General features: G+C 65.4%; 12 protein-coding genes and 1 tRNA gene. 8 read left to right on the forward strand and 5 right to left on the reverse strand.

From position 1 onward, the window contains the following. Position 1: 1 nt before the first annotated feature. Positions 2–1,573, forward strand: coding sequence for a histidine-type phosphatase (locus GEV02_RS14750; RefSeq protein WP_152838726.1), 1,572 nt, complete (start codon positions 2–4; stop codon positions 1,571–1,573). Here GEV02_RS14750 and GEV02_RS14755 read toward each other — a convergent pair. The 3 genes from GEV02_RS14755 to GEV02_RS14765 are packed head-to-tail and all read right to left on the reverse strand — an operon-like array spanning position 1,570 to position 3,886. Beyond that, a complete protein-coding gene (locus tag GEV02_RS14755) occupies positions 1,570–2,319 on the reverse strand; it encodes a LytR/AlgR family response regulator transcription factor (protein WP_152838727.1) in 750 nt (249 codons plus the stop codon). The two genes, GEV02_RS14750 and GEV02_RS14755, sit on opposite strands and share 4 nt — an antisense overlap. Continuing rightward, a complete protein-coding gene (locus tag GEV02_RS14760; protein WP_328595819.1) occupies positions 2,316–3,350 on the reverse strand; it encodes a sensor histidine kinase in 1,035 nt (344 codons plus the stop codon). The genes GEV02_RS14755 and GEV02_RS14760 overlap by 4 nt, the downstream gene beginning before the upstream one ends. A 41-nt stretch (positions 3,351–3,391) precedes the next feature. Then, positions 3,392–3,886 carry a nuclear transport factor 2 family protein gene (locus GEV02_RS14765; protein ID WP_152838728.1) on the reverse strand — a complete coding sequence of 165 codons (495 nt, stop codon included), beginning with the start codon at positions 3,884–3,886 and terminating at the stop codon, positions 3,392–3,394. 247 nt (positions 3,887–4,133) lie between these two features. Between GEV02_RS14765 and fdnG the strand changes: the two genes are divergently transcribed. From fdnG to GEV02_RS14800, 7 genes are all read left to right on the forward strand, one after another. Further along, positions 4,134–7,205, forward strand: a complete 3,072-nt coding sequence (gene fdnG / locus GEV02_RS14770) for a formate dehydrogenase-N subunit alpha (protein WP_152838729.1) — start codon at positions 4,134–4,136, stop codon at positions 7,203–7,205. A gap of 19 nt (positions 7,206–7,224) precedes the next feature. Continuing rightward, entirely contained in the window at positions 7,225–8,139 is a 915-nt protein-coding gene (gene fdxH, locus GEV02_RS14775) for a formate dehydrogenase subunit beta (RefSeq protein WP_070268843.1), read from the forward strand. Then, positions 8,136–8,789: a formate dehydrogenase subunit gamma gene (locus tag GEV02_RS14780; protein WP_152838730.1), complete on the forward strand. Its 654-nt coding sequence runs from the start codon at positions 8,136–8,138 to the stop codon at positions 8,787–8,789. Before fdxH ends, GEV02_RS14780 begins: the two co-directional genes overlap by 4 nt. A gap of 70 nt (positions 8,790–8,859) precedes the next feature. Next, positions 8,860–9,858, forward strand: a complete 999-nt coding sequence (gene fdhE, locus GEV02_RS14785; RefSeq protein WP_152838731.1) for a formate dehydrogenase accessory protein FdhE — start codon at positions 8,860–8,862, stop codon at positions 9,856–9,858. Beyond that, positions 9,855–11,333 carry an L-seryl-tRNA(Sec) selenium transferase gene (selA, locus tag GEV02_RS14790; protein ID WP_152838732.1) on the forward strand — a complete coding sequence of 493 codons (1,479 nt, stop codon included), beginning with the start codon at positions 9,855–9,857 and terminating at the stop codon, positions 11,331–11,333. The genes fdhE and selA overlap by 4 nt, the downstream gene beginning before the upstream one ends. Next, positions 11,330–13,231, forward strand: a complete 1,902-nt coding sequence (selB, locus tag GEV02_RS14795; RefSeq protein ID WP_152838733.1) for a selenocysteine-specific translation elongation factor — start codon at positions 11,330–11,332, stop codon at positions 13,229–13,231. Before selA ends, selB begins: the two co-directional genes overlap by 4 nt. 6 nt (positions 13,232–13,237) lie before the next feature. After that, positions 13,238–13,333 (forward strand) — tRNA-Sec (locus tag GEV02_RS14800). Here the strand turns inward: GEV02_RS14800 and GEV02_RS14805 are convergent. Together GEV02_RS14805 and bla are read right to left on the reverse strand one after the other, a co-directional pair. After that, the gene (locus GEV02_RS14805; protein WP_152838734.1) at positions 13,318–14,025 is read right to left on the reverse strand and encodes an alpha/beta fold hydrolase; all 708 of its coding nucleotides are present in this window, start codon (positions 14,023–14,025) and stop codon (positions 13,318–13,320) included. The two genes, GEV02_RS14800 and GEV02_RS14805, sit on opposite strands and share 16 nt — an antisense overlap. Further along, positions 14,022–14,831 carry a subclass B3 metallo-beta-lactamase gene (gene bla, locus GEV02_RS14810; RefSeq protein WP_235922784.1) on the reverse strand — a complete coding sequence of 270 codons (810 nt, stop codon included), beginning with the start codon at positions 14,829–14,831 and terminating at the stop codon, positions 14,022–14,024. Before bla ends, GEV02_RS14805 begins: the two co-directional genes overlap by 4 nt. Positions 14,832–14,860: the final 29 nt, after the last annotated feature.

Raw genomic sequence — 14,860 nt, forward strand, 5'->3', positions numbered from 1 at the left:
TATGAAACCACCACGCCTTGCGGCAGGCGCCGCGCTATCCCTGTTGCTGTTGAACGCATTCGGCGAGCAGTATTATCAAACCAAGACGCCGTATCAACCGCAGCAGGCCAGCGCCAGCTACGAAGCCGCACCGCAAGGCTACCGCGCGATCTACACCCAACTGCTGGCACGGCATGGGTCGCGCGGTTTGAGCAGCATGAAGACCGACCTGGCGTTGTACCAGCTGTGGCAGTTGGCCGGCAAGGAAAAGGCCTTGACGCCGCTGGGCGCGCAGCTCGGCGACGATCTTCTGCAAATGATGAAGGCCAATGCGCTGCTGGGTTACGGCGTGGCCGGCATTACCAGGCCGGGCTACGGCAACGAGACCATGCAGGGTGTGGCGGAGCACAAGCAGCTGGCCGAGCGCATGGTGCGCCGCCTGCCGCAGCTGTTCCGCGACGCCGCCGGTGGCAATGCAGGGGGCAATGCTGGCGGCGCAGGCGCACAGCCGCGCCAGATCCTGCTGGTCACCTCCGGCAAGGACCGCGCCGTCGACAGCGGCGACTACTTCGCCGGCTCGCTGGTGGCGCAACAACCGAATCTGCAAGCGCTGATCGTACGTCCGCCATCGCTGGCGCCGCGCGCCGAAACGAATCACGACAGCCGCCCAGCAGGCACCGACCGCTTCCTGCTCTACTTCCACAAGCTGAGCGCAAAGCAGGACCAGGTGGCCGACAGCAGCGATCCGCTGTACGCCACCTACCAGGCCAGCCAGGAATACCAGGCATGGGCGAAGAGCGACGAACTGCACGCGCGCGAAGCCGCCTTGCTGGCGCAGCCGCAGGTGTCCGCCGCCGCCAAGGCAGTGCTGGAGCGACTGTTCACGCCAGCCTTCGTCGCCGGCCTGGACCAGGGCCGCTACAGCGCGGCCAACACCGGCACCTACAGCTACACCAGCGCCGACGGCAAGTTCACCAACAAGCTGACCGGCGATGGCGATACCGAAATCAAATCCTCCGTGGCCGCCGCACAAGCGCTGTACGATCTGTACGCAGCCGCCGCCGACATGAAGGCCGAGCTGAAGGCGGACTTCACGCGCTACATGCCCGCGCAGCAGGCCGCCGTGTTCGCGGCCACCGAGGATGCCATCGCCTTCTACACCAAGGGTCCCGGCATCGTCGAAAACGGCGGCGTCAATTACCGCATGGCGCAAACGCTGCTGGACGATTTTTTCGGCGAAGTGGACGCCATCGCCAAGGGCAATCTGTCGCACGCCGCCAAGCTGCGCTTCGCCCACGCTGAAATCGTCATCCCGATGGCGGCAATACTCGGCCTGCCCGGCATGTCCGAGCAGTTGCCTCGCGCCACTACCTACAGCTACAGCAATAGCAGCTGGCGCGGCGACCAGGTCGCGCCGATGGCGGCCAACATCCAGTGGGATGTCTACACCAACGATCAAGGCCGCACGCTGGTTCGCATGCTGTATAACGAAAAGGAAATCGACTTCAAGCGCGAATGCGAACAGTCGAAGATCACGCCCGGCAGCCATTTCTACGACTACGCCCGCCTGCGCGCCTGCTACCGCCCCAACTAACGCACGTTGTGGCGCTCAAGCGCCTCCCGCAGCGCCGGCATGTAGGTGCGGCTGGCGCGCAGGAGGCGGCCGTCCCGCAGGCGCAGCATGGCGTCGCGGTTGGTCAACGCTCGTAATTCGACGACCATGTCGATGCGGACAATCGCCGAGCGGTGCACACGCTGAAATTGCAGCGGATCGAGCTGCAAGGCAAGCAGGTGCAGGCGTTCTCGAACCAGGTAAGTCTTCTCGCCCACGTACAGCGTCGCATAATCGCCATCCGATTCGATGCGTTCGACTTCGCTGGTACGCACCAGTACAGTGCTTGCTCCCGCCCTTACCGTGAACGTCTGTATCCAGGGCGTCGACTGGGCGGTGTCGGCCTGCCGGCGCCAGGGGAAGGCCCGGCGTGCGCGATCCAATGCCTCTTCCAGGCGTTCGTCGTCGACTGGCTTGAGCAGGTAGTCAAGCGCTGCCAGATCGAAGGCCTGCAGCGCAAAGCTGTCGTAGGCCGTGACCAGGACCGCCATTGGCCTGCTGTCACTGGGCAGTGCACGGAGTACTTCAAGGCCGCTACGGCCAGGCATCTCAACGTCGATGAACACGAGGTCCGGACGCAGCGCAGCCAGGCCCTCGACGGCAGTGTCACCATCGCCATATTCCGCGACCAGCTCGAAGCCGGGCAGGTTCTCAAGCCGCGTCCTGAGCGCGAGCCGCGCCAGTGGCTCATCGTCGACAATCGCAACGCGTATCGGAATGGACTTCATGCTGCGGCACGCAGCGGCAGCATCAGGCGCACGTGAAAGCGGTTCTCATCGCTCCAGTCAGCGTTGAACTGGTGCTCCTTGCCGTACAGATGGCGCAGGCGCTCGGCTACGTTGACCAGGCCGATGCCGGCACCGGCGCTACTCTCGGATGCAGATCGGCGTCCATCGTTGAGCAAATCGACAGCCAGGTGCGTTCCGGTATGCTCCACGCGGATGTCGAGCCGGCCCGCCGTGCCTAGCGGTGCGATTCCGTGACGGATCGCGTTCTCGACCAGCGGTTGCAGCAGCAGGTACGGAACCGCAGCGTCCAGCACATCGGGACCCGCCGTCATCGTCACCCGCAGGCGTTCGCCGAGTCGTGCCTGTTCGATGTCGAGATAGGCCTCGATCAACGCCAGTTCCTCGGCCAGCGCGTGTTCGTGGCGGCCGTCGTGCGCGAGGGTCGCGCGCAGAAAATCGGCCACACGAGCGATCATGCGATTGGCTTCGCGGTTGTCCCCGGCGGAGACGAGGGCCGATATTCCGTTGAGCGTATTGAAGAGGAAATGCGGATTCACCTGCAAACGCAAGGCGCGCAATTCGGCGTCCCGCGCGTGCGCGAGAGCCTGCGCGAGGTGCAGCTGGGCGCGTTGCAGCGACAGGTAGTACACCGCCACCGCATGCACGGCGCAGAAGGCAATCAGCGCGAGCCAGCAGCCATCGAGCTCCCTTGCCAGGCCGGTCCAGCGATAATCGGTCCGCAGCCCAAGTGCGATTGCCAGGCGCTGCCCCGCCACCGCGTTCGCGATCGACATCAGGTAGCTGACCGCCAACAGCACCACCGCCGTGAACAGCAGCGAGCTCTCACGACGCCACAAAGCGCGCTGCAGCTGGGCCAATGGACCGATCCACGCCATGCAGGCCACGAAGTACAAGCCGCGAAAGGCGGCGGCGTAGCCGTGTCCAAGTTCGGGCAGTCCGAGGATCGCCATGCAGACAGCGACAGGCAGCGCCGCGAGGACAGCGACGAGGTGTGGAGCGGGTTCTTTCACGCAGGCTGTCCGGGGAAAAGGAAACCAGCAATTCTAACGTGTTAGCTGCCGATCGAGAACAGCATGGAGCTGATCTTCCAGCCGTCTTCGGTGTACACCATCTGCCAGCTTTCCGCGCCACGGTTGTTGATCTTGCCGCCGGAGAGGAAGTCGAAGTTGAAGTACACCGAACCGACGGCGCCATTCGTATCGATGCGCACATCGTAGAAACGCTCCTCGATCGGCTGGGGAGACGTCTGGACGAACTCCACGAACTTTTGCCAGGTCGAGCGGCGCACCTTGCGCGCCGTCGGGAACTTCGCCTTGATCTCGTTCCAGGTCGCGGTGTCGTCGACCGCCAGCCAGCTATCGTGGTCCTGCAGGAACAGGCTGCCCAGGGTTTTTCCATCATGGGCGATGATCGCGGCCTGAAACTGCTGCACGACCTGGCGTATGCCCGCCACGTCGGCGTCATGCGCAGTGTCGGCGGCGCGCGCAGGTGCGACGCACGTTACCAATGCGGCGACGACAAAAGCAAGGGAAGACAATATGCGCATACGGGCTCCAAAGTGACTAAAAAGTAAAGAAGTCACGATAAGCACGCCCGGCGCGCCGGTCCAGCGGAATGCGCCGGACCGTGCAAGGATTGCGGCAAAGCGGTGTAGCCCCTCGCAGGAGGTGATTGTATCCACAGGGAAACTCTTCACTGTCACAAACGCAACGTTTGATTCAAATCGTTACGAGGCTCTCTTTTTTATAGTGATAGACTTGGTAGGTCTTTTCATATTATGAGAGGCTTCCCCCATGAACCAGATGACCAGGCGTCAGTTCCTTCGGGTGACTGGCGCAACCATCGCGGGTTCGAGCATCGCGCTCCTCGGCTTTGCGCCGGCAACGGCCCTGGCCGAAGTCCGGCAGTACAAGCTGGCGCGCAGCACCGAAACCCGTAACACCTGCCCCTACTGCTCCGTGGGCTGCGGGATACTCATGTACGGCCTGGGCGACGGCGCCAAGAACGCCAAGGCCAGCATCATCCACATCGAGGGCGACGCCGACCATCCGGTCAACCGCGGCACGCTGTGCCCGAAGGGCGCAAGCCTCATCGATTTCATCCACTCCGAAAACCGCCTGCTGGTGCCCGAGTACCGCGCACCCGGCGCGACCGAATGGAGCAAGATGTCGTGGGATGACGCGCTGACCCGCATCGCCAAGTTGATGAAGGCTGACCGCGACGCCAACTTCATCGACAAGACGGCGGACGGCAAGACGGTCAACCGCTGGACCACCACCGGCATGCTGTGCGCGTCGGCGGGCACCAACGAGGTAGGCTACCTGACGCACAAAACCATGCGCAGTCTGGGCATGCTGGCATTCGACAATCAAGCACGCGTATGACACGGTCCGACGGTGGCAGGTCTTGCCTCGACATTTGGACGTGGTGCGATGACGAATCACTGGGTGGACATCAAGAACGCCGATGTCATCCTGGTCATGGGCGGCAACGCAGCGGAAGCACACCCTTGCGGCTTTAAATGGGTCACGGAAGCGAAGGCGCATCGCGGCGCCAAGTTGATCGTGGTCGATCCGCGCTTTACCCGCACCGCTTCGGTGGCGGACTACTACGTCCCTACCCGCACCGGCGCGGACATCGTCTTCCTCGGCGGGATCATCAACTACCTGCTCACGAACGACAAGATCCAGCACGAGTACGTCCGCAACTACACGGACATGCCCTTCATCGTGCGTGAGGACTTCGCCTTTAACGACGGCCTGTATTCAGGCTGGGACGAGAAGGCCGGCAAGTACACGGACAAGAGCAGCTGGAACTACGAGATGGGCGACGACGGCTACGCCAAAATCGACCCCACGCTCGAACACCCGCGCTGCGTGTACCAGCTGATGAAGAAGCACTACTCGCGCTACACGCCGGAGATGGTGGAGAAAGCCTGCGGCGTGCCTCCCGAGAAATTCCACAAGGTCGCCGAGATGCTGGCGTCGACCGCCGTTCCGGGCCGCGCCGCCACCATCCTGTATGCGCTGGGCTGGACCCAGCACTCCACCGGCGCGGAAACGCTGCGCACCGGCGCCATGGTGCAGCTCCTGCTGGGGAATATCGGCATTGCCGGCGGCGGCATGAACGCGCTGCGCGGCCACTCCAACATCCAGGGCCTGACCGACCTGGGGCTGCTGACCAATATGCTGCCCGGCTACCTGACGCTGCCCGGCGAGGCGGAACAGGACTTCGAGGCCTACGCCGCCAAGCGCGCGCTCAAGCCTTTGCGTCCGAATCAGCTCAGCTACTACAGCAACGCGAAGAAATTCCTGGTCAGCTTCATGAAGTGCTGGTGGGGTGATGCGGCCACGGAGGAAAACAACTACGCCTTCGACTACCTGCCCAAGCTGGACAAGCCCTACGACATGATGCAGGCGTTTGAGCTGATGCATCAAGGGAAAATGAACGGCTACATCTGCCAGGGCTTCAACATCCTGGCCTCGGCGCCAGACAAGCAGAAGATCACGGAAGCCTTGTCCAAGCTGAAGTTCCTGGTGGTGATGGACCCGCTGGCCGTCGAAACGGCGGAGTTCTGGCGTCCGTTCGGCGAGTTCCACCAGGTCGATCCGACCAAGATCCAGACCGAGGTATTCCGCCTGCCGACCACCTGCTTTGCCGAGGAACGCGGCTCGCTGGTCAGCTCCTCGCGCGTGCTGCAATGGCACTGGCAAGGCGCGGACGGTCCGGGGCAGACGAAGAGCGATCTGGAGATCATGTCCGGCATCTTCCTGCGCATCAAAAATGCGTACCAGGCCGACGGCGGCAAGTTCCCCGATCCTATCGTCAACCTGACCTGGCCTTACGCCAAGCCATACAGCCCGACGCCGGAAGAACTGGCGATGGAGTACAACGGCAAGGCGCTGAAGGAGCTCACCGATCCGAAGGATCCCACCAAGGTTATCCTGAAGAAGAACGAGCAGGTTTCCGGCTTCGCGCAACTGCGCGACGACGGCAGCACGGCCTGTGGCTGCTGGATCTTCGCCGGCTGCTGGACTTCGGCAGGCAACCAGATGGGGCGGCGCGACAACTCCGACCCGAGCGGCATCGGCCAGACGCTGAACTGGGCCTGGGCCTGGCCGGCCAACCGGCGCATCCTGTACAACCGCGCCTCGTGCGACCCGAAAGGCAAGCCCTGGGATCCCACCCGCAAGCTGATAGGCTGGAACGGCGCCAACTGGGCCGGACCGGACATCCCCGACTTCAAGGCAGACGAGCCGCCGGAGAACGGCATGGGGCCCTTCATCATGCTGGCCGAGGGCGTGGCGCGCTTCTTCTCGCGCGACGCCATGGCCGAGGGACCGTTCCCCGAGCACTACGAGCCGTTCGAAACGCCGATCGGCCACAACCCGCTGCATCCGACCAACGCGCGCGCCACCAGCAATCCGGCCGGCCGCATGTTCCCGAACGACAGGGCGAAGCTGGGCAAGGCGGCGGAGTTCCCGCACGTGGCGACCAGCTACCGCCTGACGGAGCACTTCCACTACTGGACCAAGCACGCGCGCCTGAACGCCATCATCCAGCCGGAGCAATTCGTCGAAATCGGCGAGGAGCTGGGCAAGGAGCTCGGCGTGGCGCACGGCGACCGCGTCAAGGTCAGCTCCAAACGGGGCCATATCGTGGCGAAGGCGGTTGTCACCAAGCGTATCAAGGCGCTCATCATCGACGGCAAGAAGACCCACCAGGTCGGGCTGCCTATCCACTTCGGGTTCAAGGGAGTCACCAAACCGGGCTACCTGATCAACACCCTCACGCCGACGGTTGGTGACGGCAATTCACAGACACCGGAATTCAAGTCCTTCCTGGTGAAGGTGGAAAAAGCATGACGGCCCGAGGAGAATAACCATGGCACTGCAATCCCTTGATATCAAGCGCATGTCGGCGACGACGGTGCAGGAGCCGGTGGCGCGCACGCCCGTCACCGGCACCGTCGCCAAACTGATCGACGTGTCGAAGTGCATAGGCTGCAAGGCCTGCCAGACCGCCTGCATGGAATGGAACGACCTGCGCGACGACATCGGCGAGACCACCGGCGTCTACGACAACCCTATCGACCTGTCGCCGCAATCGTGGACCGTGATGCGCTTCTCGGAACACGAGACCAATGACGGCAACCTCGAATGGCTGATACGCAAAGACGGCTGCATGCACTGCGAGGATCCGGGCTGCCTCAAGGCCTGCCCCGCGCCGGGTGCCATCGTCCAGTACACCAACGGCATCGTCGACTTCCACCAGGAGAACTGCATCGGCTGCGGCTACTGCGTGGCCGGTTGCCCGTTCGACGTGCCGCGCATCTCGAAGAAGGACGACCGCGCCTACAAATGCACGCTCTGCTCGGACCGCGTGGCCGTGGGCCAGGAGCCGGCCTGCGTCAAGACCTGCCCCACCGGCGCCATCGTCTTCGGCACCAAGGAGGACATGAAGGACCATGCCGCCGAGCGCATCGAAGACCTGAAGTCGCGCGGCTACGCCAACGCCGGCCTGTATGATCCGGCCGGCGTCGGCGGCACGCACGTGATGTATGTGCTGCACCATGCGGACCAGCCGGGCTTGTACCACGGCCTGAAAGCCAATCCAAGCATCAGCCCCATGGTCGGATTGTGGAAGGGCCTGACCAAGCCACTGGCGCTGGCCGGCATTGCCGTCACCGCGCTGGCGGGTTGGTTCCACTACTCACGCGTGGGGCCGAATGAGGTCAGCAAGGACGAGGAAGCCGAGGCGCTGCATGAGGCCAACCGTATCCGGGAGAGCGAAAAATGAACGCACCTGATCGCGACAAGGACGGCAACCCGCTGATCGCGCGCTACACGCCGAATGAGCGCAGCAACCACTGGATCACCGCCATCTGCTTCATCCTGCTGGCGGTGTCCGGGCTGGCGATGTTCCATCCGGCGACGGCGTGGCTGGCCGTGTTCCTGGGAGGCGGCCAGTGGACCCGCATCCTGCATCCGTTTATCGGACTGGTGATGTTTGTGTCGTTCGCGCTGCTGGTAGTACGCTTCTGGCACCACAACAAGTTCGAACCGGGCGACAGGCAGTGGCTGGAGCAGATCGGCGATGTAGTCAACAACCGCGAGGACAAGCTGCCCAAGGCGGGCCGCTACAACGCCGGGCAGAAGCTGTTGTTCTATGTGCTGATCTTCTGCATGTGCGGGCTGCTGCTGTCCGGCGTGGTGATCTGGCGCGCGTATTTTGCGTTCTACTTCCCCATCGAGATCGTGCGCTTCGCCGCGCTGCTGCACGCGTTCTGCGCGTTCGTCATCATCTGCTCCATCGTGGTCCATATCTACGCCGGCCTGTGGGTGAAGGGCTCGATCGGCGCCATGGTGCGCGGCACCGTCACCTATGGCTGGGCGCGAAAACATCATCCGCGCTGGTTTGAGGAGGTCGCCCGCAAATCGCGTGATTAGCCCGGCAATTTAGGATTAGAATAGTCTTCGGGCCGGCGGCGCTGTCGCCGCCGGCAATCTGGGAGACATCTTGGTCCAACGTCTGCTTGCCCCCGGCGAGATCGAAGCGCTCGATCACAACGCCATACCACGCCTGCTGCTGCCGCAACCGCGCAGCCTTTTCACGGCGCGCGCCGCCCGCCTTCGCCAGCTTGCCAAGAATGAAATCAAAGGTATCCCCGTCGGCGAAACGCTGCGCGGCTATCTGCTGCTGATGGCGGCGCTGGTGGACGCGCAGGCCGCCGTGGCGCATGCCCTTCCGGCGGAAACCTTCGCGCTGCCCGATGCGGCGGACATCGATGTCTCGCTGGAACACAATATGCCGCCGCTGCCGGTCAGCGGGGCGCGGCCGCCGTCGTGGCGCGCGGTGTTCGACGCCCTGCTCGATCAACTGGACACGCTGGCGGACGGCCAGCCGCAGATTGCCGCCGTACTGGCCGAGCTGCGCGGGCTGGAAAGCGCGCAACTGGAAGGCTGCGCCGACGCCGTGCTGGCCGAGCTGACCGACAGCGTGCATCCGCTGCACGCGCCGTTCGTCGCCGCCGCCTTGCAGGTGATGTGGACCATGCGCGCCGGCCAGCTGGATGCGCAACGCGTGCAGCCGCTGGTGACGAATACCCTCTGCCCCGTGTGCGGCGCGCATCCGGTGGCCAGCGTGATCCGCATCGGCGGCCAGTCGCAGGGCTACCGCTACCTGCAGTGCAGCTGCTGCGCGAGCGAATGGCATATGGTGCGGGTCAAGTGCTCGTGCTGCGAACATACCTCGCGCATCGCCTACCAGAGCCTGGAGCCAGCCGATGCGAACTCCGCGCCCGAGAACACCAGCAAGGCCAATGACCCTAGCAAGGTCGCCCGCGCCGAAACCTGCGAAGACTGCCGTACCTACCGCAAGATCTTCAATCAGGAACACGACTACAACGTCGAGCCGCTGGCGGACGATCTGGCCAGCCTGGCGCTGGATCTGCTGGTCGGCGAACTGGGTTACGCGCGCGCCAGCGGCAACCCTCTGCTGTGGTTCAACGCCGAATGAGCGCCAAGCCGGACACCGCCTCGCCTGCGCGCGCCGAAGCCCACGCGTCTACGGCGGCAGGCGCGATCCACCTGCCCGCCGTCCACCTGATCCTGTCGGACCCCGCATGCGGTCCGCTGATCGCCGAATACGGCCGCGTGCAAACGCTGGAAGCGGCGCGCGCGCTGCTGGCGGAACTGCGCAGCGTCCTGCTGGCCGGCCGCCGTGACGGCGTGCCCGTCGCCGCAACGTGCGACACCAGCATCCCCGCCCTGCTGGCCATGCTATCCGAACGCCTGCGCGACGCCAACCGTTCGCCGCTGCGGCCCGTCTTCAACCTGACCGGCACCGTCCTGCACACCAACCTTGGCCGCGCCCTGCTGCCCGACAGCGCGGTGCAAGCCGTGGCCGAGGCGCTGCGCTGGCCGATGAACCTTGAATGGGATATCGATACCGGCAAGCGCGGCGACCGCGACAACCTGATCGAAGAACTGCTACTGGAGCTGACCGGCGCCGAAGCGGCCACCATCGTCAACAACAACGCCGCCGCCGTGCTGCTGATGCTGAACACCATCGCCCAGGGCAAGGAGGTGATCGTCTCGCGCGGCGAACTGGTGGAAATCGGCGGCGCCTTCCGCATCCCGGACATCATGACCCGCGCCGGCGCCGTGCTGCGCGAAGTGGGCAGCACCAACCGCACCCACCTGAAGGACTACGCCGAAGCCGCCGGTCCGCAGACCGCGCTGATGATGAAGGTCCATTGCAGCAACTACGCCATCACCGGCTTCACCAAAAGCGTCGAACTGCCGGAGCTGGCGCCGCTGTCGAAGCAGCACCACATCCCGCTGGCGGTGGACCTCGGCAGCGGCACGCTGGTCGACCTGGAACAATACGGCCTGCCGCACGAAACCACGGTACGCGAGACCATAGAAGGCGGCGCCGATCTTGTCACCTTCAGCGGCGACAAGCTGCTGGGCGGCCCGCAGTGCGGCATCATCGTCGGCCGCGCCGATCTGATTGCACAGATCAAGAAGAATCCGCTCAAGCGCGCACTGCGCGTCGGCAAACTGACGCTGGCTGCGCTGGAGCCGGTGCTAGCGCTGTACCGCGCGCCGGACCTGCTGCCGGAACGCCTGACCACCCTGAAGCTGCTGACCCGCCCCACCGCCGCCATGCGCGAACAGGCGCAGGCGCTGCTGACGCCATTACAGGCGGCGCTGGGCGCAGGCTATGAAGTCAGCGCCGAACCGATGATGAGCCAGATCGGCAGCGGCGCCCTGCCCGTCGACCAGTTGCCCAGCCACGGCCTGGTGATACGCGCCGCCGCAACGGGCCGCGTCAGCAATGCGCTGGGCGTGCTGGAACAGCGCCTGCGCGCATTGCCACTGCCGGTGATCGGCCGCGTCGCGCAGGACGCGCTGTGGCTGGACCTGCGCTGCCTGGACGACCATCAACAGCAGCGCTTCACAGATCAACTGGCGCTGCTGGCCGTATGATCGTCGGCACCGCAGGCCACATCGACCACGGCAAGACCACGCTGACGCGCGCGCTCACCGGCGTCGATACCGACCGGCTGAAGGAAGAGAAGGCGCGCGGCATCTCGATCGAACTCGGTTACGCCTACGCGCCGCTGGAAAGCGGCGAGATCCTCGGCGTGATCGATGTGCCGGGCCACGAGAAATTCATCCGCACCATGGCGGCCGGCGTCACCGGCATCGACGCCGCGCTGCTGGTGATCGCCGCCGACGACGGCATCATGCCGCAGACGCTGGAACACCTCGCCATCCTGCGGCTGCTGGGCGTGCGGCGCGGCGCGGTGGCACTGACCAAGATAGACCGGGTCGACACGCAGCGCGTGGAGCAGGTGGAACGCGATATCCAGGCGCTGCTCGCGTCCACCGATTTTTGCGGCGCCCGGATCTTCCGCACCAACGCCGCCGCTGCCGGCGACACGGGCGTCGATGCGCTGCTGCGGCATCTGTCGGAGATGGCGGCCTCCCTGCCGGCCGGCGACGAACGGCGCCTGTTCCGCCTTGGCGTGGACCGCGTGTTCACCTTGCAGGGTCAGGGCACCATCGTCACCGGCACCGCGCTGGCGGGCAGCGTCCGCGCCGGCGACATGCTGCAACTCGCGCCGGGCGGCCAGCAGGCCCGCGTGCGCAGCATCCACGCGCAGAACAGCAGCGCCGACACCGGCCATGGCGGCCAGCGCCTGGCGCTGAACCTGGGCGGCGTGGCGAAAGAGGACATCGAACGCGGCGCCTGGGTGGTGGCGCCGGCGCTCGCCGACTGCTCCGAACGCATCGACACCGAACTGACGCTGATGCCGGACTGCGGCCATCCATTGAAGTCCTGGTCGCCGCTGCATGTGCACCTGGGCGCGGCGCATCGCACCGCCAACGTGGTGCTGCTGGACGGCGACCTTCTGGTCCCAGGGCAGACCGCCCGCGTGCAGCTGGTGCTGGATGCGCCGGTGCACGCCGTTCCCGGCGACCGCTTCGTGATCCGCAACGCCCAGGCCACCGCCACCATCGGCGGCGGCGTGGTGCTCGATCCCTTCGGCCCGGCACGCAAGCGGCGCAGTGCGGCGCGGCTGGCGTGGCTGCAGGCTTTGTCCGACTTTATCGCCGGCGGCGATATCGGCGCGCTGCTGGCGCGCAGTCCGCTCGGCTTGCGCATGTCCGCGCTGGTGCGGCTGTCGCAGCGGCCGGCGGACCGGATCGCGCTGCCGCCGGATACCATCGACATCGCCCTGCAAGGCGGCGACAGGCTGCTGCTGGCGGCGGCCGAAGTGCAGGCGCTGGAAGCGCGCATCCTGAACGGCCTGGCCGTGTTCCATGAGCGCGCGCCGGACGATGCAGGCCCCGAACGGGGGCGCCTCAAGCGCATCGTGGCGTCCGAGATGGAGGACCGCTTGTGGAGCCGTCTGATCGACGCACTGATCGGCGGCGACCGGATAAGGCAGCGCGGACGCAGCCTGCACCTGCCCGGCCACAGCGCCGAATTGAGCGACACGGAGAAGGCGCAGGCCGCGCCCTTGTTGACGTCCCTGCTGGAGGGCCGCTTCGATCCACCCTGGGTGCGCGACCTGTCGCGCGCGCACGCGCTGCCGGAGGCGGAGGTGCGGCGCCTGCTGCTCAAGCTTTCCAGGACGGGAGAGCTCAGCCAGGTGGTGCCCGACCTGTTCTACCATCCCTTGCGGCTGGCCGAACTGGCGGAGCTGGTGACGGCGCTGCCCGAAGTGCAGGCGTCGTCGTTCCGCGACGCCGCCGGCTTGGGGCGCAAGCGGGCCATACAGATATTAGAGTTCTTCGATCGCGTCGGCTATACTCGGCGCGTGGGCAACGTCCACCTGATACGGCCAGACGCGGTCTGGTCGTACAGTGGAGAGTAGTACCACGGAAGGCATACTCATCCGGTGATGGGGCCGGGCTTCAAACCCGGTGGGGGGCGTCAGACGCTCCCCTGTAAGTTCGACTCCTACTGCCTTCCGCCATTCACCGTATCGGCCACCATATCGACGCCCGCTTCGAAGCTGGGCGGGTGTTCCGCCAGCAGCGACCACAGACGATTGTGCTCCGCGCCCTGCACCACATGCAGGCGGCTCGATTGCGCGCGCGTCGCGGCGGCGACCAGGCGCTGTGGAATCTCCAGCGGGATGGTGGCGTCATGCTCGGCGGCGATCACCAGCAGCCGGCCTTCGAAGCGCGACAGGATATCCCATGCGTCGCTGTCGGACCAGCTGCGCTCACGCCGTATCACCGCCGAGAACTCGGGGCCGAACGGTACTTCGTAGGCCGACGGCGTGTACACACCGGGCACGATCAGCACCAGCGCATCGACGCGATGGCTTTGCGTCATGCGCACGGCGTTGTAGGCGCCCATGCTGGCGCCCACGATCGCCAGCGGCTGCGGCACGCCGCGCGCCTCGGCCACCGCCTGCGCCTGGCGCGTGCGGCTGGCCACCGACGATTGCGCCAGCGCGCCGCCGGTGTCGCCATGGCCGATGCAATCGAAGCTGGTGCTGCCTATGCCCCGCTGCTGCAAGGCCGCGCGCAGCAAATGATGACCATGGCGGCTGCCGGTACCCGCGCCGTGCAGGTACATCAGGCGGTTGCTGTCTGCGCCGACGAACTGGTCGCCCTTCAGCACGTGGCCTTCGTAAGCCACATCGAAATCGACGATCATTTGCCTGCCTCCTCTGCCAGACGCTTGTTGAGCTTCTCGCGCGACTGCCGGACGTAGGCCTTGCAGCCTTCGCCGCCGTCGAGCAAGGCGTGCGGCTTGCCGCTCTTGACCTTGTCCCACATGCCGGTGAAGTCCGGGTGCCCGGAGACGACGATATCGCACGCCACCTTGTCCAGCGCCGCGTAGCTTTGCTCATACTGCTTCAGCACCGCCGGATGGGCGCTGAACTTGTAGCCGTCGCTGGATACCGGGTTGATACTGTCGGCGAACACGATGCTGGCGCAGCGCCCCTGTTCGCAGGCGCTCCAGGTCCAGCTGGTGCCGCCCGTCGTGTGGCCCGGCGTGTACAACGCGGTCATGGCCAGCGGCCCCAGTTTGACCACCTCGCCATCGCGCACCGTGCGTATCTCGGGCACTTTGGGATACGGCGTATTGCCTGCGAATTGGGGATCGTCCTCGCCCATGCTGCCGCGCTTCAGCGCATCCGCCGTCGCCGGGCTGGCGACCACCGCCGCCCCCGTCATGCGCTGCAGTTCGGCGATGCCGCCGGCGTGGTCCCAGTGATCGTGCGAACTCAGTATCAGCTTGACGTCGCCCAGCTTGAAGCCCAGCTTGCGGATGCTGGCGGCGATCAGTTCGGGCGAATCGGGGAACGCTCCGTCGATCAGGATGTGGCCCTGGGGCGACGTCACCAGCACCGAGCTGAGTCCGGCCACGCCGACGTAGTAGCTGTTGCCATAGATCTGGAAGGGCTCGACCGGCTTGTTCCAGTCGTCGAAAATATGGGCATTTGCGAAAGCGGCCATGGCGCACAACGCGCCTGCCACACAGATTT

The organism is Rugamonas aquatica, assembly GCF_009380215.1.
Taxonomy (GTDB): domain Bacteria; phylum Pseudomonadota; class Gammaproteobacteria; order Burkholderiales; family Burkholderiaceae_D; genus Rugamonas; species Rugamonas aquatica_B.

Coding starts and splice junctions, on each gene's coding strand:
- GEV02_RS14750 (WP_152838726.1), top strand. CDS start 2: ATGAAACCACCACGCCTTGCGGCAGGCGCCGCGCTATCCCTGTTGCTG.
- GEV02_RS14755 (WP_152838727.1), bottom strand. CDS start 2,319: ATGAAGTCCATTCCGATACGCGTTGCGATTGTCGACGATGAGCCACTG.
- GEV02_RS14765 (WP_152838728.1), bottom strand. CDS start 3,886: ATGCGCATATTGTCTTCCCTTGCTTTTGTCGTCGCCGCATTGGTAACG.
- fdxH (WP_070268843.1), top strand. CDS start 7,225: ATGGCACTGCAATCCCTTGATATCAAGCGCATGTCGGCGACGACGGTG.
- GEV02_RS14780 (WP_152838730.1), top strand. CDS start 8,136: ATGAACGCACCTGATCGCGACAAGGACGGCAACCCGCTGATCGCGCGC.
- selA (WP_152838732.1), top strand. CDS start 9,855: ATGAGCGCCAAGCCGGACACCGCCTCGCCTGCGCGCGCCGAAGCCCAC.
- selB (WP_152838733.1), top strand. CDS start 11,330: ATGATCGTCGGCACCGCAGGCCACATCGACCACGGCAAGACCACGCTG.
- GEV02_RS14805 (WP_152838734.1), bottom strand. CDS start 14,025: ATGATCGTCGATTTCGATGTGGCTTACGAAGGCCACGTGCTGAAGGGC.
- bla (WP_235922784.1), bottom strand. CDS start 14,831: ATGGCCGCTTTCGCAAATGCCCATATTTTCGACGACTGGAACAAGCCG.